Origin of the sequence: Limosilactobacillus equigenerosi DSM 18793 = JCM 14505, assembly GCF_001311375.1 — a bacterium.
GTDB lineage: Bacteria > Bacillota > Bacilli > Lactobacillales > Lactobacillaceae > Limosilactobacillus > Limosilactobacillus equigenerosi.
The window spans coordinates 1-21,248 of record NZ_BBAS01000001.1 but is presented as its reverse complement, the minus strand read 5'-3'; the positions used below and the strand labels follow the sequence as shown (position 1 = coordinate 21,248).

The window sequence follows — 21,248 nt, the reverse complement described above, 5'->3', positions numbered from 1 at the left end:
GAGGGGTGCAATTGGCATGGTTAGTTAGTTTATTAACCTGGCATAATGTCGCCATCTTAGTTGACATTTTAGTAATCTGGTTCTTTATTTACGAGTTAATGCTCTTAGTTCAAGGGACCCGCGCCGTACAACTATTAAAAGGGATTATGGTGATCCTGTTGATTAAGGCTATTAGTTGGTACTGTGGTCTGATTACGGTGTCTTGGGTGATGGATTTAGTCATTAACTGGGGAGTGATTGCTCTAGTAGTGATTTTTCAACCGGAAATTCGGCGTGGTTTGGAACATATTGGGCGTGGAAAGTTTTTATTACGGAATCGGGTGGAAAATGAATCCGAAGAACAAATGATTACCCAACTTGATCAAGCAATTCAATATATGTCCAAACGCCGGATTGGGGCCTTGATTACGATTGAAATGAATACGGGCTTGGAAGAATATATCGAAACAGGGATTCCGATGGATGCGGAAGTAACTTCGGCGTTGCTAATTAATTCCTTCATTCCGAATACGCCACTACATGATGGTGCGATGATTATCAAAAATGGTCGGATTGCGGTGGCCGCAGCTTATTTACCATTATCGGATAGTAAATTAATTCCTAAAGAATTGGGGACGCGGCACCGGGCAGCCGTGGGGATTAGTGAAGTGACTGATGCCCTGACGATTGTAATTTCGGAAGAAACGGGTGAAGTTTCTTTAACAAAGGACAATGAATTACTACGCGGGATGACTCAAGAAAATTACCTTAAATTTATGCGGTCCGTTTTGTATAAGCCAACGAATAAACATGATGCCGCGGGGATGATTGGTCGGTTGCGTGAAGTAATGCAAGGAGGGGCAGAACGTGAAAAGAAATAAACAAGTTAGTTTCTGGAACCGCCCGCTTGTATTACGAATTATCTCGTTAGGGTTAGCCTTATTTTTATTTGCCTACGTTAATTCCGGAAGTGATGGAATGTTGCATCAAACAACGCGGAATAATGATAGTAATAAAATTTTAAACGCGACGAAAATTACAACCATTAAGATGCCGTTGGTAATGAACGCCAATACGGATCGGTTTGTGGTGACGGGGTATCCAGCCACGGTTGAAGTTAAGTTGAACGGGCCGGCGGCATTAGTAACCTCAGCTAAAAATACGAAGAACTTTCGGGTGTATGCGGATGTTAGTACGTTAGGGGTTGGTGAACATACGGTTAAATTACGAACGACGGGCTTAAATGATGAAGTTGATGCAGTGGTAGTCCCACGGAAGGTAACGGTCAAAATTCAACCACGGCGGACGGTTGTTGCGCCGGTGAAAGTTAAACTTAATCGGACGAATTTAGCCCAAGGATATAAACTAGGGTCCGCCCAACCATCGTTGAATACGGTTCAAGTTACTGGGGCTCGAAATGAAGTTGTTCAAGTTGATCGGGTAGTCGCCTATGTTAAAATTGCCAAGAAGACAACGAGTGAAGTTAAAGAACAAGTTACGCTTCAAGCGGTTGATAAGCATGGCAAAAATTTAAACGTTGTGGTTAGCCAGGTAAGATTTCAGTGACCGTTCCAGTAGCGAAAGATGGTGATTCAAGTAGCAGTTCAAGTAGTACGAGTACGGCACCAATTGTAACGACACAAAAAAATAAATTGATTTAATTGAAATGGAGAATAAAAGCATGGAATTGAAATATTTTGGGACGGATGGAGTTCGTGGGGTTGCGAACCAGGATTTAAGTCCAGAATTAGCCTTTCGCGTTGGTCGCGCTGGGGGATATGTGTTAACCCGGCACTCTGAACGGAAACAACCGCAAGTCTTAGTGGCTCGTGATACCCGGATTTCCGGTCAAATGTTGGAAAATGCGTTAGTGGCAGGGCTTTTATCAGTTGGGATTGAAGTTTTACGCTTGGGGGTTGTCACGACACCGGGGGTAGCTTACTTAGTCCGCGCGCAAGAAGCTGACGCCGGAGTGATGATTACCGCTTCCCATAATCCAATTGAATACAACGGGATTAAGTATTTTGGGAATGATGGTTTCAAGTTATCTGATGAGATGGAAGCTGAAATTGAACAAATTTTAGATGCACCAACGGATGACTTACCACGACCAGCGGCCGAAGGTTTAGGAACGGTTGACGATTACTTAGAAGGCGCTTTAAAGTACACCTCATTCTTAGAACAAACAATCTCCACGGATTTAAGTGGGTTAAAGATTGTGGTTGATGCAGCCAATGGGGCGACGAGTGCGTTTGTTTCACAATTGTTCGCGGATTTAAATGTTGATGCAATTCAAATTAACAGTCAACCGAATGGTTTAAATACGAACCTTGATTGTGGTTCAACTCATCCTGAAGGCCTTCAAGCAGCGGTGGTTGAACATGGCGCTGATTTGGGGATTGCCTTTGATGGTGATGGTGACCGGTGTATCGCCGTTGATGAACAAGGAAACTTGATTGACGGTGATAAGATTATGTACGTTTGTGGTCAATACATGGAGGCTAATGGGCGGCTAAAAGAACATACCGTGGTAACAACGGTGATGAGTAACCTTGGAATGTACAAAGCCCTCGAAGCGAACGGTATGACGAGCGTGAAGACCAAGGTTGGTGATCGGTACGTGGTTGAAGCAATGAAGGAACATGGTTACAACCTCGGTGGTGAACAATCTGGGCACATTATCTTCCTTGATCACAATACAACTGGGGATGGGATGCTAACGGCCTTACAATTATTACAAGTTGTGAAGACGTCTGGCAAGACGCTCAGTGAATTAGCTTCCCCTGTCGTAACTTATCCGCAAGAATTAGTTAATATTACGGTTCAAGATAAGCAAGCGGCCCAACAAAATCCAGCGTTATTAGCCGTGATTGCGGAAGTTGAAGATGAAATGGCTGGCGATGGACGCGTGCTAGTTCGTCCAAGTGGGACCGAACCATTATTACGGATTATGGCCGAAGCCCCAACCGAAGAATTAGTTCATTACTACGTGGACAAGATTGCCAAGGTTGCTCGGGAAGTGTTATAAAATTAAATTAAAATCAGTGCGCTCCAACGTGATTGGGGCGCATTTTTTATTTAATTGGTCTACTATAACTAGACCAATTATGAGAATTGGTTTGACAAGATGCGATAATCCCCGTATTATGGGCTTGTTTACAAAATATACCAATTAATAATTACTAATTAGGAGGACGCACCGATGTGTGGAATTGTTGGGGTTACTGGGAGTAACCGCAGTGTTGAAATTTTAATTAACGGATTAAAGAGTTTGGAATACCGGGGCTATGACTCGGCAGGAATTTACGTTAATGATCAAAACGGCCATGACTACTTGGTTAAGCGCCAAGGACGAATTGCTAATTTAGAAAATGCTTTGACGGATGACGTGCAAGGGTTAGCCGGCATTGGGCACACGCGGTGGGCTACCCATGGGCAACCAAGTGAAACAAATTCACACCCTCACTACTCAAACGATAAGCGGTTCTATTTAGTTCACAATGGGGTGATTGAAAATTACGATCAATTAAAGCGGGATTACTTGAGCGAAGTAGACTTAAACAGTCAAACGGATACGGAAGTAATTGTTCAATTAGTGGCTTACTTCGTGAAGGAAAACCAAATGTCAACGAAGGCGGCTTTCTTGAAGGTGTTACGGCTAATTAGTAGTGACTCATCATACGCATTTGTCTTGATGGATCGCGAAGAACCAGAAATGTTATACGTGGCTAAGAACAAGAGTCCATTGTTAATCGGATTAGCTGATGGTTACAACATGGTCGGTTCCGATGCTATTTCCATGTTAAAGGAAACGAATCAATTCATGGAAATTGAAGATCATGAATTAGTCATGGTGACGCCTGACAATATCCAATTAGAAGATTTTGATGGTCAAGAACATCACCGGGACAGTTTCACCGTTGATATGGATGCTAACGCAGCGGATAAAGGGGCATATCCATACTACATGCTCAAAGAAGTTGATGAACAACCAGCGGTGATGCGGCGGATTGTTTCAGAATACTTTGACCAAGCGGGTAACCCAAGTGTTGATGAAGCCATCTTAGCTGAAATGGCCAAGGCTGATCATATTTATATCATTGGGGCCGGAACGAGTTACCATGCTGGTTTAGTTGGTGCGCGGTTATTAGAAAAGTATGCCCACATTCCAACTTCAGTAAACATTTCATCTGAATTTGCATATGATCGACCATTATTAAGCCAAAAGCCATTCTTTATCTTCTTATCACAAAGTGGTGAAACAGCTGATAGTCGGCAAGTCTTGGTGGATGTCAATGAACATCAATGGCCAAGTTTAACGTTAACAAACGTTGATAAGTCAACATTATCACGGGAAGCAACGTTTACGATGCTCTTATACGCAGGGCCAGAAATTGCCGTGGCTTCAACTAAAGCCTACACGGCGCAAATTGCGGTCGAAGCTGTCTTAGCGAAGGCGTTGGGAATGTACTTGGCTGATGACCAAGCACAGGCCTTTGACTTACGGGCTCAATTAGGGGCGGTTGCTAACGGGATGCAAGCCATCACGGATAGCAAAGAAGATTTAGAAGCCATTGCCGCGCGGTTCTTATCAAAACCACGCAACGCTTTTTACATTGGTCGGGGCTTAGATTGGACAGTTTCTATCGAAGCCGCCTTGAAGTTAAAGGAAATTTCGTACGTGCAAGCAGAAGGTTTTGCTTCAGGTGAATTAAAGCACGGAACGATTGCCTTAATTGAAGAAGGAACGCCAGTGATTGGGATTATTACGCAAGATCGGACTGCCGGTTTAACGCGGAGTAACTTAGAAGAAACGCAAGCGCGGGGGGCAAATGCCATTACGATTGTTGCCCGTCACTTAGCGCAAGATAATGATACAATCGTGATTCCTGATGTAGATGCGGACTTAACCCCATTGTTAAGTGTGGTACCGGCACAATTGTTAGCTTACTACACGAGTTTAGGGAAGGGCTTAGATGTTGATAAGCCACGGAATTTAGCGAAGTCTGTGACGGTTATGTAAAAAAACCAGAAAGTTATTGACAGCGCTTACATATGTGATAAGATTAGTGGTACAAGGATGGAAGTAACCACCTTGTATCAATTCTCTTTCTCTCTTATACCAATCACCGCTTGCGATAGCGGTGATTTTTTTATTAAGATTTTCTTAAGAGATTTTATAGAAACCAGGTGAAATCATGGTCGGAATTGGGACATTAGATATGATTGAGCAAATTACGCGCTTGGATGGATCAAAATATTATGAAATTGGGAATATGATTCATAATGGGCGAGCGGAATTAGCGGCAGAACGCGGTAAGATTAAAGAAGTACGGATTTTAAAATTAAATATTCCGCACTCACAAACCGTAATTAAATATGAGCAATATGTAAACGATAATTTTCAAACACCGGATGATTCATTAGAACATTGGGAAGAATGGGAACATTCCGAAGCTGCGCAACAGCTGATTACGACCATCTTACACGATAATCACATTGGCTAAGGAGGATGCAATGCAACAACCAACCAAACCACGCCGGCATGTGACCGGGGTTGATGGCTTACGGGCATTAGCCGTAATTGCTGTCATTATTTATCACTTAATGCCAAATGTAATTCCCGGAGGCTTTTTAGGGGTACCAATATTCCTATTAATCTCAGGATACTTTGTGACGATGCAACTAACAGCTGAATATGATCAAACCGGTAAAATGAATGTGCTTCATTTTTACCATAAGCGGTTTAAAAAGTTATACCCAACGTTAATTGCTATGTTAGTGGCCACGAGTGCCTATATTGGCTTATTCCAAAAAAACACTCCTGAAAGGCATTCGAGAAACCGTTTTAACGAACCTCTTATGGGTTTACAATTGGTGGGAAGTTGACCATGGTCAATCTTATTTTGACCGGTTTAACGGCGAATCGCCGTTTACTCACTTATGGACACTCGGAGTTGAAGTGCAATTTTATGTTTTATGGCCATTAATTTTATGGCTGTTATTCATTTTATTGAAACGTCAGCGGACGTGGGTTAAATGGATTGTCTTGGCCCTTGGAATTGCGTCCGCGGTTGAAATGGCGATTTTGTATGATCCGATGAATGTTAATCGGGTTTATTATGGGACTGATACCCGAGCCTTTTCATTGATGTTAGGGTCCTTCTTGGGGTTGATTTGGCCGTTGCGCCGGCTTAAAGCGAAGTTAACGTCGGTCGCTGCCGGAACGTTAAATGTGATTGGGATGGCGACGCTCCTAATTATGATTTGGGGCTTCTTTAATTTATCTGGGGAAGCTAGTGCTACGTATCATGGAGCGATGTTTGCCTATAGCTTGGTAGGAATGCTCCTGTTAGGGACGGTTGTGCATCCTGGGGCAGTTATGAATCGGGTGCTAACGAATCCGGTCTTTACGTGGCTAGGGCAACGCTCATATGGGATTTATGTCTATCAATTCCCGGTGATGATTTTTTATGAAACGGCCATTAAAGTTGGGAATGCACCAATTTTACATGCGGTAATTCAAACGGCGTTAATTTTGGGGATTAGTGAACTTTCTTACCGGTGGATTGAGCGCCCACTAGCCAACTATGATTGGACTACCCTTCCCCAAACTTGGCAGCGTCTGATTAGTGGGCAATGGAACCGAGGGTGGCTAACGATTACGCCAGTAGCCATCATGGTTATTTTAGCTGGTTGGGCCTTAGTTGAACCGGCTCCCAAACCAGTTAAATCAACGACGCAAGCGCGGATTACGAAAAATGCTAAGGAAACGGCTAAGCGCAACAAAATGATTGCTGAAGGAAAGACGCCGAAAGTCGATATCGATAGTGATGATGTTGAAAAGAAGTATAATTTAACGGCGAGTCAAGTTAAGCAATTGCAACAAATGCAAGTTACGGCGGTCGGTGATTCCGTGATGGTGGATGCCTCAAGTGATTTGCAAGAATTAATCCCGAAAGCCTATATTGATGGCAAGGTGGGACGCCAAGCCAATGAAGCGCCACAAGTCTTACAAAGTTTGGCGAACCAAGGTCACTTAGCTAATACGGTGATTTTGAATTTAGGGACGAATGGACCAATTACCGATGCCACGGTAGAGCAAATCATGGAGATTGTTGGTAAGAAACGGCAAGTTATTGGTTAACGGCCCATGTACCAACTCGGTCATGGCAAGATGATGTGAACAATACTATTAACGCGACGGCGAAGAAATACAAGAATGTCCACGTGGTTGATTGGCATGGTTTGAGTGATAAGCATGATGATTGGTTTGCTTATGATCACGTTCATATGGAAGCAAACGGGAATGTTCAATTTACGCGCCTAATTGCGACGCAGTTATTAAAGAAGTGAGGCTCATAATGACTAAGTTAATTGCATTAGATTTAGATCGGACGTTACTCAATTCAGCCAAAGAAATTAGTCCGCGAAATGAACAGGTGTTGAAGCAATTGCATCGCCAAGGGATGAAAATTGTTTTATGTACGGGCCGGCCGTTGAATGCCATTCGTCATTATTTAAAGCAATTGGGGCTCGATGAAGCTGAAGATTATACGATTAATTTTAATGGTGGTTCAGTAACGCATAATCGAACCAATACGTTTTTATTCCAACGGGGGTTAACGAAACAAACGCTAGCGCCATTAAATGAATTCGTGATGGCCCAACAATTGCCTTTAGATATCTTAGATTTTCAGCAGGTGTTTGAAATTGCCACAGGGCAACCATCGCTTTATCGTCAAACGGTAAAGGGGATTACCTTTAGTGATGTTAAGTTTGCGGAATTAGATCCAGATCACTTGTATAGTAAAGCGGTGTTAGCGATTGACCCAGCGAAAATGGCGACGGTTAAGGCAGCGGCATTAGCGACCGCAACGTTAACGGCGAACTTTACCATTGTTCAATCCCAACCGCATATCTTAGAGTTTTTGCCCAAGGGGTTAAATAAAGCGATTGGATTGCAAGCCTTAGTGGATCATTTTGGTTGGACGATGGCGGATGTGATGGCGTTTGGAGATGCTGACAATGACAAAGAAATGTTAATGGCGGCTGGCGATGGGGTGGTCATGGCCAATGGGTTACCAGCTGTTAAAGCGATGGCTGATCACGAAACGTTAACGAATGATGAAGATGGAGTGGCCGTTTATTTGGAACGGACCTTATTAGCTCACTAACTAATAACCGGCCTTAGGCTTGTCCTAAGGCCGGTTATTTATATAAGTCGAGGAGAATGAAGATGAAATTTGTGATTGCCCCCGATTCGTTTAAGGGGAGTTTATCAGCTTTTGAAGTTGCTAATGCGATGGCGGCTGGAATGCAACGCGTATTTCCAACCGCTACCTATGATTTAATTCCAATGGCGGATGGGGGAGAAGGTACCGTCGAGGCATTGGTACGAGCTACGAAGGGAAGGTTTTTGACGACACTGGTTCATAATCCTTGGGATGAATTAGTTCCGGCCCAATATGGGGTGTTAGGGGATGGACAAACAGCAGTAATTGAAATGGCCGCGGCCAGCGGCATTCAATTTATTACGGAACAAACGGCCAATCCCCTTGTAACAACTACTTATGGCACTGGTGAATTAATCAAGGCAGCCCTTGATCAAGGGGTGCAAGAAATCATCATTGGTCTGGGTGGGAGTGCGACGATTGATGGTGGATCCGGGATGGCGCAAGCACTCGGCGCTCGTTTATTAACGGCGACAGGGACTGAAATTCCTCATGGCGGTGGTGGGTTAAAAGAATTAGCGACGATTGATTTGACGGCGCTGGATCCGCGGTTGGCGACCACCAAATTAACGCTTGCGTCGGATGTGGTAAATCCGTTAATTGGGGAGCAAGGAGCGGCCGCGGTCTTTGGCCCTCAAAAGGGAGCGACCCCAGCGATGGTCAAAAGATTGGATGCCAATTTAACTCATTATGCTGAAGTGATTAAACGCGAATTAGGAAAATCAGTGGCACAACTTCCGGGGCTGGCGCCGCTGGTGGGCTCGGGGCGGGCTTGCTAGCGTTTACGAATGCTAACTTACAGTCAGGGATTGAGGTCGTATTAGCAGCGACTAATTTTAGGCAACGGTGTCAAGGTGCAACCTTGGTTTTGACAGGAGAAGGTGGGCTAGATTTTCAAACTAGCTTCGGTAAAGCACCGGCTGGAGTTGCGCAAGCCAGTAAAAGTGTCAATCCGCAAGTACCGGTAATTGCCTTGGCTGGACGAGTAGCTACTTCAGCGCGGGAGTTATATGTAACAACGGGGATTGATGCCATGTTTGCGACGCCAACGGGGGCAAAAGATTTACCAACGGCTTTGAAAGACGCCCGGGAAGATATTGCGCAAACGGCTGAAAGTATTGGTCGCGTCATCAAAATGATGACAAAATAAAACACAGTGGTTTCACTTGAAACAGCACTGTGATTAGAAGATAAAGATGAGTAGCGCGATTACAACGGTCACAATAATGATGGCGGTAATTAGCCAAGTGAGCGCGTGGGAATCGTCATTAGTGGTTGCAGGAGTGGTATCTTCTTGGACCCCAACTGGATAATCATCAAATTTAGTTGGGGTTGGCCCACTCGATTGGTTGGTAGGGCTAGCCGTCTTTGGTTGCGGTAAGGCAAAGCCACAATTAAAACAATTCGTGGCCCCGGGTTCGGTTTGGGTTCCACAGTTTGGACAAAATTTCATTTAATCGTACTCCTTTAAAATAATCCTATCAATTATTTTACCAGTATTATATGAGTAAATACGATGAAAAAGTAATTTGAAATCAAATTTTAATCTTCTCAGTTAAAATTAATAAATGTGATATAATGAACAAGTAGAAATGATTGGAGGGTCGCATCAATGACAGCAATACGCAGTGAATCTTTATATGTAAACCCAGAACGACGTATTTTGGTAATGAATCTAAATAAACAATACTATACCGGGGTCAACGAATTAGTAAGTAGCCCGGAATTTAAGCAATTGGTTGATTTATACTTAGCGTCTGACAATTTATTAACGACGTATCCAGAATATCATGACATAACAGCAACCGATTTCATTATTTTAATTAAACGCATTTTAGCGCATGATGAAACGGTCTATGAAAATATTAATCGTGATATTTTGTTAGCGGGAATTGATGATGCGTACACCTTCTTCCGGAGCTTTTTACGGGTGACGGTTACGAGTGGGTACAATCAAGTCATTGATAACAATTTCTTACAAATCGATGATCAATTAAATGATTTATTCCGTGATTTTTACCGGACGATTTCCGATGAAGTTCGCGGTCGAAAGGTTAATCGGTATCGACAATTAAATGCAGCTTCCAATGCAGCGTTGTTAATGAAACGGCGCCATTGGCCAATTCCAGCGGGTTACGAAGCGTTGGCGAAGATTAACTTCATTGATGTCGCTATGATTCGGCCACCGTTAATGATGCACACTCCAAGTAATAAGCGGGAAGGCGTGTTTAGTGCCACGAGCGTTAACCCTGTGACGAAATTTGCCGATCAAAGTGGAGAATGGTATTGTTATCCAGCTAAAATTGGGGAAAGTTTAGCTTATATTTACTTCCATGAAGACTTTATGGTTAGTGGGTTATCACTAACTAACTTGTTTGCGATGGCGCATGACTATGAGGTAGAAGGGAAGAAGCCAGACTTAATGCTGTTCTTCGGGCTTGACCACACTGAAAATGATGAAAGTCATTACTACTATGATGAAGCTAATGACATTTGGGTCGGTGAAGTGCCAAACACCACGAAAACGACGTATTTTGGCTACATGAAGAAGATGTGTTTGACGTTGCATAACTTGCACCAATTGAAAGCTGGGAAGTTACCAATTCATGGGTCGATGGTTCGGATTGCCTTTGCAAACGGCAAGACCAAGAACGTGGTTTTCTTTGGCGATTCCGGGGCCGGTAAGTCCGAATCATTAGAAGCACTCCAAGAAGTGGCCGATGACCAAATCGTGGATATGGAAACGATCTTTGATGATATGGGAAGTTTCACGTTAACCGGCGATCAAATTTATGCCCAAGGGACGGAAACGGGGGCTTTTGTACGCTTAGATGATTTAAGCAGTGCGGTGGCTTTTAACAACATGGACCGGGGAATTTACTTGAACCCAGAAATGAAGAATGCCCGGGTTATTATTCCGGTTACGAGCATTGCCAATGTCATTGCGCACCACCATATTGATATGTGGGTGTATGCCAATAATTATGATGATGCGATTGGGGTGCACCAATTTACTGATAAAGATGAAGCGAAGGCGGTCTTCGTGGCTGGGAAGCGTAAAGCCCTGGGGACGACGGATGAATCCGGCATGACAACCACGTTCTTTGCTAATCCATTTGGCCCAGTGCAAGAACCAGAGTTAACGCAACCAGTAATTGATGCTACCTTTGATAAGTTGTTTGATCAAGGTGTCTATGTCGGGGAAATTTACACCCACTTAGGAAATGATCGTTCGGCGGCGGCCTTACAAGACTCCGCACGAGCAATGTTGAAAGTTTTAATGGAACAATAGGCAACAAGTAAAAGAGGCGATTGAATATGCCACAATATTTCCATTACACTTCAGGAACCACAACGTTAATGCAACAATTGCTAACGGATTATCCAACGCGGTCATTGCAATTAGCCACTCTTCCGGGCCAACAACGGCAAGCAGTCCTTGAATTAACTAAGGAACCGGCAGTGTTTAAGACCCCGATTAGTTATCAAGTGTGGGGACAAAGTACCAACGCACAGTTACGCGGGGTGGTCCGCTTAGAAGTCTTTAAATTAAGTCCGGAGCAACGCAAGGTTTGGTTAGCCACCGTCCAAAGCTTATTAGCGAGTCCAGTCGCTGGTTGCTGGGGAATCTGGTGGTTACAAGATTTACAGGATGCAAGTAACGTCGCGGTGATGACGGCATGGCCGGATGAAACCAGCTTACAAGCTTGGCAACAAAGTTCAGCGCACCAAAATTTGGCCACCTTTAATGATCATGTGGCTAAAAATATGGATCAATTATATTACCATCAAGATTTTCAATTAAATTAAAACAAGCTCCAAGTCATTGGCTTGGAGCTTGTTTTTTATTCTGTTACTGGTTCAGGTTTAATAAAGAAACCGACGATAATAACTAAAAGAGTGACGATAAATGGGAAGAAGGCCCATGGAATGAATTTAAGTGGATCAATTTGGAGAGCGGTGGCAATGAAGACGCCAGAAACACTCCAAGGGATGATGGCATTCACGGCGGCGCCGGCATCATTTAGAATCCGGGCTAGGTGATGAGGAGCTAAGTTTAGTTTGTTAAAGGATGGTAAGAATGATTGGCCAGGTAAGATAATGGCGAGGTAGTGTTCCCCAACAATTGCATTCACTCCGATACAAGTAATGGCGGTGGCGAGGGAAATGCGACCGGCCGACTTAACAATCCCCGTTAAGTTAGTAATGATGGTATCAATAATTTTAAAGCGAATTAATAATCCCCCAAGAGCTAAAGCGAAGATGATTAAGGCTAGCGACGTTAACATGCTGCTAATGCCACCTTTGGACAAGAGGGTATCAATGGTGTGATCCCCAGTATGAGAAACGTAACCTTTCATAATGGTATCCGTAATGGTGGTAATGTTAGTTTGTGGTGCGTGGAACCAACCTAATCCGACGGCAAAGAGTGATCCTAACCCTAAGGATGGAATCGCGGGAACTTGGAAAATGGCTAAAATAATTAATAAGACAACTGGTAATAAAGCCCAGCCTGAGACCCAGAAACCATTGGCTAAGCCATGCATCATTTGGTGAACGGCAGCGAGGCTAACTTGTTTGGAAGTCAGTCCTAAACATGTGTAGAGGATGAAACAAATCACCCACGCTGGTAAGTCGGTAATTAATAAGGAGCGGATGTGTTCGTAGATATTAATACGACTGACGCTGGCGGCCAAGTTCGTTGTTCCGGAAAGTGGTGAAATGTTGGAACCACAAAAAGCTCCGGAAACAATGACCCCAGCGGTTAAACCAGGATTAATTTGGAGGGTTGCTCCAATCCCGACGAAAGCAATTCCCATCGTTGAAACGGTAGTGAAGGAACTCCCACATGCCACCCCAACTAAGGTACAAACTAAGAAGACCGTTGGTAAGAAGAATTTGACGGAAATAATTTTAAAACCAAAGTACATGATGGTTGGAATGGTGCCGGAAAAAATCCAGGTCGCAATCAAGACCCCAATCGATAAGAAGATGATTAAAGGATCGACGCCGGCTTTTAGCCCATTACGCATGCCGTCCATGATGGTATCCCATTTAAAGCCACGGAGTTTGCCGTACAAAGCTAGAAAGACGAAAGAAATGAAGAGCGGGGCTTGGGGTTCTTGGTGTTCAAAAATAATTAAAAAGCCTAAAATACATAAAATTACGAATAAGACCACCGTACTTTCCCAAAAACTTAAGATGGGTTCTGGGCGATCGGTATGGCGTTTAAATAGTGACATGATTTACCTCCAAAATAAAAATCCTAACTAATTGGCGACGAGGCACCAACTAGTTAGGATGGATTATGACCAAGTGATTAACTTAGCCTCCGTTAACTTCCGTTAGATATGATTAACCTAGCGTACTTAACTTTACCGCCTGACCAGGGCCGAACGTCGCCGTCCGTCCCTGAGTGACGAACCGCTGCTTAAATTGTCATGCGGTAATAATAAGTTGGTGTGTTAACGAATTGCTTAGTAATCATCTTACTTGATCCTTTCTTGTTAATAGCTTGGTTATATTAAAACACTCTCATTTTAGTTCGTCAATCCCTAATTTGAATTTAATTTTCCTGTTCGTCCCAAAATAAATCATTTAAAGTGACATTGAGAGCGTGGCAAATGGCTAAACAGAGGTTAATCGTCGGATTATAGTCGCCTTTTTCAATCGCTGAAATGGTTTGCCGGGTAACTCCCACCCGGTCGGCTAAAGCTTGTTGCGAAAGGTCACAACGCGCCCTGGCCGCTTTTAAGCGGAGATTTTTCATGATTAATCATCCTCCCGTTGGTCAAAGATTTTGCGTAGTAACATGACAAGGAAGAGGATGGTGATGACGATTGTGAGTAAGATTGAATCCCATGAATCACTAACTGAAACGCCGTTACTTAGGTTGATTATGATTAAGCCCCATAAAAACAGGGCCATGCCACCCATAAACCAAGTTAATAATTTTTGTTGGCCAGGGGTTTTATTAACGGCGAAGTAGCCACCGTGCCAAATAATATCAATGGTTGCAACTAATTGCATGAAGGCAAAGAGACCGAATAAGAGAGGCGCGACGGTGAGTTGATGGGGCCACCAACCGGCGTAATTAATCATGGCCAAGACAACGATTAAAACGAGGGTACTGGCATAGGCATGGCGGAAGGCTTGATTGCGAATGTGGGTTTGACGTTCGTCGAATTTTTGTTGCTTGCCGCCCCAGTAGGCGAGATAGATACCGGTTAATAAAGAGATGAGTAATAAAACAGCTTTAAATGTTTGCATGATAAAGACCTCCTTTGATTTATCATCATTGTAAAACTTAGTATTATTTATGTAAAGTATATTTTACATAAAGAGTAAAAAAGTTACCGACTAAGGAGGAGGTAGACTTGCGTAAACTACGCAAATAATTGGTAATGAAAAAGACCAAGTAGTCAGTGACTACCTGGTCTTTAACCAATGGAGATGAAAGTCACGAACTAGTTACAGCAACTTTGTGAGATGATACAATTCTAGTAGATAAGGAAAAGGTATCAGAAATTGTAAGAAATTCAGGGATTGATATCAGAAAAGCCGGTATTGGAGCATTAGGTAATAACACCCGCCAGGCCGTTTGGTCAATGGTAGCAATGGATGTTGGAATTGACGGCTTTATAAATAAAGATCTAGGTTACGTAGTATTATTTAATCGGGGAAAGTTGGTGATTTTAGATGATTGATTTAAAAAGTAAATTAAATGAATTAACTGCTTTTCAAATCGAAGAAATAATGAGCGGGGCCATTGATTTGTTTTGCGATAAAAATGGGAAGCTATTGATGAAAGTGTCTGAAATACAGGACAAGATTAATGACCTTGATGATTATTTGATTTATCTATGGGATCCTAATTCTGATGATTATGATATTGATGTAGTGAACGTTTTAAGTGATGACAAAAAAGAACCGTTGAAAAAAACTTATTATTAAAGTTATGGAACGATTAAATTATATTAAAACGTCTGCCAAACGGTAGTCGTTTTTTAGTAATGATGCAGACATGAACCAACTTAATTCTGTTGTTTATGCTAAACGGCAATAACCATAATCTCATAGGTAGAAACTAACCCCTCAGCCATATTGGTCGAGGGCTTTTTTAGTGCAACAAACGTGCAACAAAATTACACGATGCCACGTTATTTAAAGATTAAGGCAATAGGAAAACCGCCACCAATCAACGTTTGTTGCTGGTGACGGTTTGCCGTGTTCTTGTGATTATGGATGGAGATGAGGGGAATCGAACCCCTGTCCGAATATATCGCCATTCTAACGTCTACGTTCATAGATTAACAATTTAAAGTTCGTTAGCCAAAGCGCCGCTAATCAAGGCTAGCATGACTAACTAGTTGGCAAAAAACTCTTCTTAACTATTCCAACTGCATAGTTAAGCGTAGGTCACTAATTAAATGAAACCCAAAACCGCACCATGACCGAGCCCAGCTTGGATTTACGCCTGCTGGTGTTTAGGCAGCTAATGCGTAAGAGTTTGAATTATTGTTTGCAGTTATAATTTAAAACTGAGCGTTTTTACGAAGACGCAACCTTCGAAACGCAGTTAGAACTCGAACTATACCCGTCGAATCCAAAAACATCCCCGTTTATTGGACCATTATAACGCATTTTTATAAAAAGTGGGGGAATATTCACATTAAATTGTGAATTTGTCCGGATTTATGGTTATAATAAGAAAGCGAATTAAGATTATTAAATAAAGGAGACACCAAATGCGAATTTTGATGGTCGAAGATAACCCATCAGTAACGGAAATGATGGGAATGTTTTTTAAAAAGGAAAATTGGGATGTTACGTATGCTAATGATGGTGAAGTAGCAGTTGAAACGTTTGCGAATGCTGTACAACCATTTGATATGATTTTGTTAGATTTAAATTTACCGAAAAAAAGATGGGATGCAGGTTTCAGCTGAAATTCGGAAGATGTCCCCAACGGTGCCAATCGTGATGTTAACGGCGCGGTCATCCGAAAGTGACCAAGTCTTAGGATTGGAAATGGGAGCGGATGATTATGTAACGAAACCATTTAGTCCGATTACGTTAATTGCCCGCTTGAAGCGTTATATCGCCGGACGCAATTAGTGCAACCAGAAGCAGAACCAGTTGCTGACGGCTTGTTTGACGTTCAAACGGAAAACTTTAAGTTAAATACGAAGACCCGCGAAGCTTATTTAAACGAAAAATTAATTCATGACTTAACCCCAAAGGAATTTGATTTGTTACGGGTGATGGCAATGAAACCAAAGCAAGTCTTTACGCGGGAACAATTGTTAGAACAAGTTTGGAACTATGAATACATGGGTGATGAACGGACGGTCGACGCCCACATTAAGAAGTTACGGCAAAAGATTCGGGCAGTTGGTCCGCAAATCATTCAAACGGTTTGGGGAGTGGGATATAAATTTGACGATTCTGATGCTAAGTAAACCAAGGAGTAAGTAATAATGCGGATGTTGTATAAGCAAATGCTTGCTTTTACCATGGTCATTATGACGATGGTGATTATGATGTTAGTAGCATTTATTAGTAACAATGAATCGCGCATGTACCAATCAACTTGGGCCCGCTTAGCACAAGATACGCAAGTCATTGTTAAATCATCAATTCAATATCAAGATCATCAATTAGTGATTAACCCAATTAGTATGCAAGCCCAAGGGCAGATTTTGGATAATCAAAAGGTTGATGTGGTGATTTATAATGCCAAACATCGATCAATTTACCATACGAATGGATTATCATTATCAATTTCAAAAAAAGCAATGGCAACAATTAGAAGCTGGGCAATCGGTTTATCAACGCATTGTTCAGGCTAGTGATAATCATCGCTTAGCTAAAAATGAAGTTAAGTTAACTGGTTATGCTAATCATACTCAACGAGCTAAGTTAAAGCACCAACGCGTAACGGCAGTTTTACGGCCGTATTTTTATCATGGTAAGTTAGTGACGGTGGTGGCCGCCGTCACGAATTTAAATCAGCTCCGGCAAGAAAATCATAAAATTTTATTAACGATGGTTAATGCAATGTTGGCGGGTTTAATTGTCGCATTAATTGTTAGTTATTGGATTGCCCGGTCGATGAGTCGGCGGATTACTAAGATTCGGCAAGCTACAAAACAGGTAACGGCGGGTGATTATTCAGTTAATTTGGCCTTGCCAGGAAATGACGAATTCTCGGCGCTCAGTAATGATTTTAATGAGATGACTAGCACTTTAAATGCTCAACGAACTGAAATCAGTGCGCAAGAAGAACGACGCAATAGCTTGTTAGCCAATGCTGCGCATGAATTGCGGACGCCATTAACAACGATTAATGGTTTGATTGAAGGAATGCAATATGGGGCGATTGAACCGGAAGATTATGAACAAAGCCTGGGTTGATGGCTCAAGAAACGCAACGCTTAATTCGGTTAGTGAATGAAACGTTGGATTTTGAAAAGGTACGGACGAACAAAGTGGCGTTGGTGCCGGAAGAATTCGATGCAAGCGTGATGTTGCATAACCTAGTGACGCAATTAGGGAAAAAGGCTAAAGCTAATGATGATGAAGTGATTTTGAAGACGCCAGCTAAATTAATGATGTACGCCGATCAAGATCGCATTGTGCAAATTTTATTTAACATTTTACAAAATGCAATCCAATTTACCGAACATGGGCAAATTACAGTCCAAGGACGTGAAACAACGACTGGAATTGAATTTGAAATTCAAGATACGGGGATTGGGATGACTCAAGCGCAAATTGACCAAATTTGGGAACGCTTCTACAAGGCGGATCCATCGCGGATGCGGACCCAATATGGTGAAACGGGGCTGGGAATGTCAATTGTCCGGCACTTAGTGGAATTACACCATGGTAAAGTAACTGTTACAAGTCAACCAAATCAAGGGACGACGGTGACGGTTTGGATTCCAAAAGTTGATCACAATTAAATAAATTTAGAAAACGGATACAAAAGTTGGGTGTAAACGCTTGCGTATCCGTTTTCATTTTAGTATAATAAGTATCTAATTGAGAAAGAGAGGATTCTATAAGGATGAGTTATTTAATTGGATTAATTCCAGCGTTAGCCTGGGGGATTATGCCACTATTGGCAACGAAGGCCGGTGGAACAGAAAAACACCAAATCTTCGGGATTGGTTCGGGGGCGTTATTAGTGGCAATTGTGACGCAATTAGTCATGCGGCCCCATGTTTCAGTTGAAATTTTTATCTTTGCATTAATCTGTGGGATGCTTTGGTCAACGGCGCAAGTTGGTCAATTCATTGCGATGAAGAAGATGGGGGTTTCCAAGGCGATTCCTTTATCAACGGTGTTCCAATTAGTTGGGAACTCAATTATCGGAACGTTAGTCTTTAAAGAATGGGACACGGTTCGGTCAATTACCGTTGGGTTCATTGCTTTAGCCGTAGTGGTTATTGGAGCCCTATGTACGTCAGTAGTTGATAAGGATGCTGCTGATAAAGTTGGAGCGGTGACGGTAAGCAACGTCTTATTCTTATTGGTAAGTACGATTGGTTACTGGATTTATTCTGCCTTTCCTAAAATTCCGTTCTTATTAAATGCCAAGCCAGAAGGATTATTCTTCCCACAAGCTTTGGGAATTTTCATTGGGGCGGTCTTATACCAATTATTTACCGGTCAAATTAAGTCCTTTAAGGATCGGGAACAATACACGAACATCATTGCCGGGGTTGCGTGGGGATGTGCTGCCATTGCGTACATCTTTGCTGGTCGTGATTTAGGGGTTAACGTGGCCTTTGTCTTGACGCAATTGAATGTGATTATTGCTACATTAGGTGGAATTATCATCTTACATGAACATCACAGCAAGCGTGAAATGAAGTACACTGTGTTAGGGATTGCTTTAATTGTAATTGGTAGCATTATGACGATTGCTGCTTAATAAATAGGTCGTGAGCCACGCATCAGGGAAGCCGTGGCCTAACGTAGACAAGGCGTTGGCACTATCTATGCTAGGGTCGGCGCCTTTGTCATAGTTAGGCACTAGGCTTCCGCGTGGCGAACGTAGTTACATCCAGGTCGTGAGGCGGACGAAAAAGCCACCTTATCATAACGTTGAAACTGGCGTTGGCGGATAGGATATCCGTCGGCGTCAGTTTTGCGTTATGACTTGGTGGCTGTCCGCCGAACGTAGTTAGAAATAGGTCGTGAACTCAGCTATCAAAGCGCCTGTTGGCGTAACGATACAAATCGCGGCGGAACTGATGCAATCAGGTTCGGCGTGATTTTGAGTTAGGCACTAAGGCGCTGCTGAGTGAACGAAGTTAATAAATAGGTCGTGAACCGAGCAGTAAAAGCGACGATTGGCTAACTTGGAAACACCGCTTGGCGTGGTAACACGGCGAGCGGTGTTTTAATTTTGATTGAAAAGGGTTTCAAAACACGGTATGATAATCACAAACAAACGAAAAGAGGGCGACAAAATGGCACATGTTTCATTTGACGCAAGCGCATTAAAGCAATTTGTACACGACAACGAATTAAGTGAAATTCAAGCGATGGTGAACGCAGCCGATTCACAATTACGTGAAGGTACGGGGGCGGGCGCTGATTTCCGGGATTGGTTACACTTACCAACGGAATATGACCAGGAAGAATTTGCGCGGATTCAAGCAGCCGCTAAGCAAATCCAAAGCGATTCCGATTTCTTAGTGACGATTGGGATTGGTGGTTCCTATTTAGGAGCCCGGATGGCACTCGACTTCTTGCATGATAGCTTCTACCTAGCCCATGCGGACAACGATGATCAAACGATGGTTGTCTTTGCTGGGAACTCATTAAGTTCAAGTTATTTACAAGATTTAATTAACTTAATTGGCGACAAGGACTTCTCAATTAACGTGATTTCGAAGTCCGGAACGACAACGGAACCATCAATTGCTTTCCGGATTTTCCACGAAATGTTAGTTAAGAAGTATGGTGAAACCGAAGCTAACAAGCGAATTTACGCCACAACGGATAAGGCCCGGGGCGCCTTGAAGACGGAAGCTGACGCCAATGGCTGGGAAACGTTCATTATTCCAGATGGTGTTGGGGGCCGGTTCTCAGTCTTAACAGCGGTTGGTTTATTACCAATTGCCGTTTCCGGCGCTGACATTGAACAATTAATGGCCGGAGCAGCGAAGGCTGAAGCAACCTATGTTGATCCCGATTTAACGAAGAACGAAGCGTACCAATATGCCGCCTACCGGAACATTCTTTACCGGAAAGGTTACACGACGGAATTATTGGAAAACTACGAACCAAACATGGCGATGTTAGCCGAATGGTGGAAGCAATTAGCTGGTGAATCTGAAGGGAAAGACCAAAAGGGAATTTACCCATCCAGTGCGAACTTCACCACGGACTTGCACTCCTTAGGTCAATACATTCAAGAAGGTCGGCGGAACTTGATGGAAACGGTTGTGAAGTTAGATCAACCGAACCACGATCTTAATGTGCCTGGGGCTGCCAATGATTTAGATGGTTTAGGCTACTTAGAAGGCAAGAGTATTGACTGGGTCAACACACAAGCTTACCGGGCCGTGGTGGCTGCACATAATGAAGGTGGCGTACCAGTAATGACGGTCCACATTGACAAGGAAGATGAATTTACCTTAGGTTACTTAATTTACTTCTTTGAAGTGGCGATGGGAATTTCTGGTTACTTAAACGGAATTAATCCATTTAACCAACCAGGGGTTGAAGCATACAAGACAAATATGTTTGGTTTACTTGGCAAGCCTGGTTTTGAAGAAGTTGGTGACAAATTACGCGCCCAAATGAACGATTAGCCACCTTACAACAACAACGTGACCAAATCCAGCGTCAATTAGTTAATCTGTTAATGACGACGGTGGGGTTACGAGTGATAAATTTAGTTTTCAACCACCCCGTGATTACTTGGATGAGTTGGGGAACCGGGGTATATTGTGTTGGCTTGATAATTCAATGGCTAATTTGGACGTGGTTAATTAAGCAAGCAAAAAGCGGATC

At 42.9% G+C, this 21,248-nt stretch carries 18 protein-coding genes, 1 other RNA gene and 3 pseudogenes; 17 read left to right on the top strand and 5 right to left on the bottom strand.

The features are described 5' to 3' along the window. Window positions 1–11: 11 nt before the first annotated feature. The 8 genes and pseudogenes from cdaA to JCM14505_RS00070 all read left to right on the top strand — a co-directional run bounded on the left by cdaA (window position 12) and on the right by JCM14505_RS00070 (window position 9,363). On the top strand, window positions 12–860 hold the full coding sequence (gene cdaA, locus JCM14505_RS00105; protein ID WP_054652022.1) for a diadenylate cyclase CdaA: 849 nt from the start codon (window positions 12–14) through the stop codon (window positions 858–860). Next, entirely contained in the window at window positions 847–1,545 is a 699-nt protein-coding gene (locus tag JCM14505_RS00100; RefSeq protein WP_054652020.1) for a CdaR family protein, read from the top strand. The genes cdaA and JCM14505_RS00100 overlap by 14 nt, the downstream gene beginning before the upstream one ends. A 115-nt stretch (window positions 1,546–1,660) precedes the next feature. Beyond that, window positions 1,661–3,007 carry a phosphoglucosamine mutase gene (glmM, locus tag JCM14505_RS00095; RefSeq protein WP_054652018.1) on the top strand — a complete coding sequence of 449 codons (1,347 nt, stop codon included), beginning with the start codon at window positions 1,661–1,663 and terminating at the stop codon, window positions 3,005–3,007. 174 nt (window positions 3,008–3,181) lie between these two features. After that, window positions 3,182–5,002 carry a glutamine--fructose-6-phosphate transaminase (isomerizing) gene (glmS, locus tag JCM14505_RS00090; RefSeq protein WP_054652016.1) on the top strand — a complete coding sequence of 607 codons (1,821 nt, stop codon included), beginning with the start codon at window positions 3,182–3,184 and terminating at the stop codon, window positions 5,000–5,002. Between the two features lie 175 nt (window positions 5,003–5,177). Further along, window positions 5,178–5,486, top strand: a complete 309-nt coding sequence (locus JCM14505_RS00085; RefSeq protein WP_054652014.1) for a hypothetical protein — start codon at window positions 5,178–5,180, stop codon at window positions 5,484–5,486. Window positions 5,487–5,496: 10 nt separating this feature from the next. Then, a pseudogene (locus tag JCM14505_RS00080) lies at window positions 5,497–7,335 on the top strand (acyltransferase family protein). 8 nt (window positions 7,336–7,343) lie between these two features. Next, window positions 7,344–8,156: a Cof-type HAD-IIB family hydrolase gene (locus JCM14505_RS00075; protein WP_054652012.1), complete on the top strand. Its 813-nt coding sequence runs from the start codon at window positions 7,344–7,346 to the stop codon at window positions 8,154–8,156. Window positions 8,157–8,218: 62 nt separating this feature from the next. Next, window positions 8,219–9,363 (top strand): annotated as a pseudogene (locus JCM14505_RS00070) (glycerate kinase). Window positions 9,364–9,396: 33 nt separating this feature from the next. On the opposite strand, the gene JCM14505_RS00065 reads toward JCM14505_RS00070, so the two are convergent. Continuing rightward, entirely contained in the window at window positions 9,397–9,666 is a 270-nt protein-coding gene (locus JCM14505_RS00065) for a zinc ribbon domain-containing protein (protein ID WP_054652010.1), read from the bottom strand. A 159-nt stretch (window positions 9,667–9,825) separates the two neighbouring features. On the opposite strand from JCM14505_RS00065, the gene JCM14505_RS00060 reads away from it, so the two are divergent. Beyond that, window positions 9,826–11,505: a phosphoenolpyruvate carboxykinase (ATP) gene (locus JCM14505_RS00060; RefSeq protein WP_054652008.1), complete on the top strand. Its 1,680-nt coding sequence runs from the start codon at window positions 9,826–9,828 to the stop codon at window positions 11,503–11,505. A 26-nt stretch (window positions 11,506–11,531) separates the two neighbouring features. Next, window positions 11,532–12,023, top strand: coding sequence for an antibiotic biosynthesis monooxygenase (locus JCM14505_RS00055; protein WP_054652006.1), 492 nt, complete (start codon window positions 11,532–11,534; stop codon window positions 12,021–12,023). Window positions 12,024–12,058: 35 nt separating this feature from the next. On the opposite strand, the gene JCM14505_RS00050 is transcribed toward JCM14505_RS00055, so the two are convergent. The 3 genes from JCM14505_RS00050 to JCM14505_RS00040 all read right to left on the bottom strand — a co-directional run bounded on the left by JCM14505_RS00050 (window position 12,059) and on the right by JCM14505_RS00040 (window position 14,483). Then, window positions 12,059–13,456, bottom strand: coding sequence for a Na+/H+ antiporter NhaC family protein (locus JCM14505_RS00050; protein ID WP_054652003.1), 1,398 nt, complete (start codon window positions 13,454–13,456; stop codon window positions 12,059–12,061). Window positions 13,457–13,779: 323 nt separating this feature from the next. Continuing rightward, window positions 13,780–13,983 (bottom strand): helix-turn-helix transcriptional regulator, encoded by a 204-nt coding sequence (locus JCM14505_RS00045; RefSeq protein ID WP_054652001.1) that lies wholly within the window; start codon window positions 13,981–13,983, stop codon window positions 13,780–13,782. Between the two features lie 2 nt (window positions 13,984–13,985). Beyond that, window positions 13,986–14,483 (bottom strand): hypothetical protein, encoded by a 498-nt coding sequence (locus JCM14505_RS00040; RefSeq protein ID WP_054651999.1) that lies wholly within the window; start codon window positions 14,481–14,483, stop codon window positions 13,986–13,988. A 429-nt stretch (window positions 14,484–14,912) separates the two neighbouring features. On the opposite strand from JCM14505_RS00040, the gene JCM14505_RS00035 reads away from it, so the two are divergent. Continuing rightward, window positions 14,913–15,167, top strand: coding sequence for a hypothetical protein (locus JCM14505_RS00035; RefSeq protein ID WP_054651997.1), 255 nt, complete (start codon window positions 14,913–14,915; stop codon window positions 15,165–15,167). Window positions 15,168–15,456: 289 nt separating this feature from the next. Here JCM14505_RS00035 and ssrA read toward each other — a convergent pair. Then, window positions 15,457–15,833: a transfer-messenger RNA gene (gene ssrA / locus JCM14505_RS08525) on the bottom strand. Window positions 15,834–15,961: 128 nt separating this feature from the next. On the opposite strand from ssrA, the pseudogene JCM14505_RS00030 reads away from it, so the two are divergent. The 6 genes and pseudogenes from JCM14505_RS00030 to JCM14505_RS00005 all read left to right on the top strand — a co-directional run bounded on the left by JCM14505_RS00030 (window position 15,962) and on the right by JCM14505_RS00005 (window position 21,046). Next, a pseudogene (locus JCM14505_RS00030) lies at window positions 15,962–16,675 on the top strand (winged helix-turn-helix domain-containing protein). A gap of 18 nt (window positions 16,676–16,693) precedes the next feature. Then, the gene (locus tag JCM14505_RS08840) at window positions 16,694–17,065 is read left to right on the top strand and encodes a hypothetical protein (protein WP_054651995.1); all 372 of its coding nucleotides are present in this window, start codon (window positions 16,694–16,696) and stop codon (window positions 17,063–17,065) included. Then, window positions 16,980–17,630 carry a HAMP domain-containing protein gene (locus JCM14505_RS00020; protein ID WP_054651993.1) on the top strand — a complete coding sequence of 217 codons (651 nt, stop codon included), beginning with the start codon at window positions 16,980–16,982 and terminating at the stop codon, window positions 17,628–17,630. Before JCM14505_RS08840 ends, JCM14505_RS00020 begins: the two co-directional genes overlap by 86 nt. After that, on the top strand, window positions 17,630–18,181 hold the full coding sequence (locus JCM14505_RS00015) for an ATP-binding protein (RefSeq protein ID WP_156249792.1): 552 nt from the start codon (window positions 17,630–17,632) through the stop codon (window positions 18,179–18,181). Before JCM14505_RS00020 ends, JCM14505_RS00015 begins: the two co-directional genes overlap by 1 nt. A gap of 104 nt (window positions 18,182–18,285) precedes the next feature. Next, window positions 18,286–19,155, top strand: a complete 870-nt coding sequence (locus JCM14505_RS00010) for a GRP family sugar transporter (protein ID WP_054651989.1) — start codon at window positions 18,286–18,288, stop codon at window positions 19,153–19,155. 541 nt (window positions 19,156–19,696) lie between these two features. After that, the gene (locus tag JCM14505_RS00005) at window positions 19,697–21,046 is read left to right on the top strand and encodes a glucose-6-phosphate isomerase (protein ID WP_054651987.1); all 1,350 of its coding nucleotides are present in this window, start codon (window positions 19,697–19,699) and stop codon (window positions 21,044–21,046) included. Window positions 21,047–21,248 lie beyond the last annotated feature (202 nt).

Coding starts and splice junctions, on each gene's coding strand:
- JCM14505_RS00045 (WP_054652001.1), bottom strand. CDS start 13,983: ATGAAAAATCTCCGCTTAAAAGCGGCCAGGGCGCGTTGTGACCTTTCG.
- JCM14505_RS00035 (WP_054651997.1), top strand. CDS start 14,913: ATGATTGATTTAAAAAGTAAATTAAATGAATTAACTGCTTTTCAAATC.
- JCM14505_RS00015 (WP_156249792.1), top strand. CDS start 17,630: ATGGCTCAAGAAACGCAACGCTTAATTCGGTTAGTGAATGAAACGTTG.
- JCM14505_RS00010 (WP_054651989.1), top strand. CDS start 18,286: ATGAGTTATTTAATTGGATTAATTCCAGCGTTAGCCTGGGGGATTATG.
- glmS (WP_054652016.1), top strand. CDS start 3,182: ATGTGTGGAATTGTTGGGGTTACTGGGAGTAACCGCAGTGTTGAAATT.
- JCM14505_RS08840 (WP_054651995.1), top strand. CDS start 16,694: ATGCGGATGTTGTATAAGCAAATGCTTGCTTTTACCATGGTCATTATG.
- JCM14505_RS00075 (WP_054652012.1), top strand. CDS start 7,344: ATGACTAAGTTAATTGCATTAGATTTAGATCGGACGTTACTCAATTCA.
- JCM14505_RS00005 (WP_054651987.1), top strand. CDS start 19,697: ATGGCACATGTTTCATTTGACGCAAGCGCATTAAAGCAATTTGTACAC.
- JCM14505_RS00040 (WP_054651999.1), bottom strand. CDS start 14,483: ATGCAAACATTTAAAGCTGTTTTATTACTCATCTCTTTATTAACCGGT.
- JCM14505_RS00065 (WP_054652010.1), bottom strand. CDS start 9,666: ATGAAATTTTGTCCAAACTGTGGAACCCAAACCGAACCCGGGGCCACG.
- JCM14505_RS00055 (WP_054652006.1), top strand. CDS start 11,532: ATGCCACAATATTTCCATTACACTTCAGGAACCACAACGTTAATGCAA.
- JCM14505_RS00050 (WP_054652003.1), bottom strand. CDS start 13,456: ATGTCACTATTTAAACGCCATACCGATCGCCCAGAACCCATCTTAAGT.
- JCM14505_RS00085 (WP_054652014.1), top strand. CDS start 5,178: ATGGTCGGAATTGGGACATTAGATATGATTGAGCAAATTACGCGCTTG.
- JCM14505_RS00060 (WP_054652008.1), top strand. CDS start 9,826: ATGACAGCAATACGCAGTGAATCTTTATATGTAAACCCAGAACGACGT.
- JCM14505_RS00020 (WP_054651993.1), top strand. CDS start 16,980: ATGGATTATCATTATCAATTTCAAAAAAAGCAATGGCAACAATTAGAA.
- glmM (WP_054652018.1), top strand. CDS start 1,661: ATGGAATTGAAATATTTTGGGACGGATGGAGTTCGTGGGGTTGCGAAC.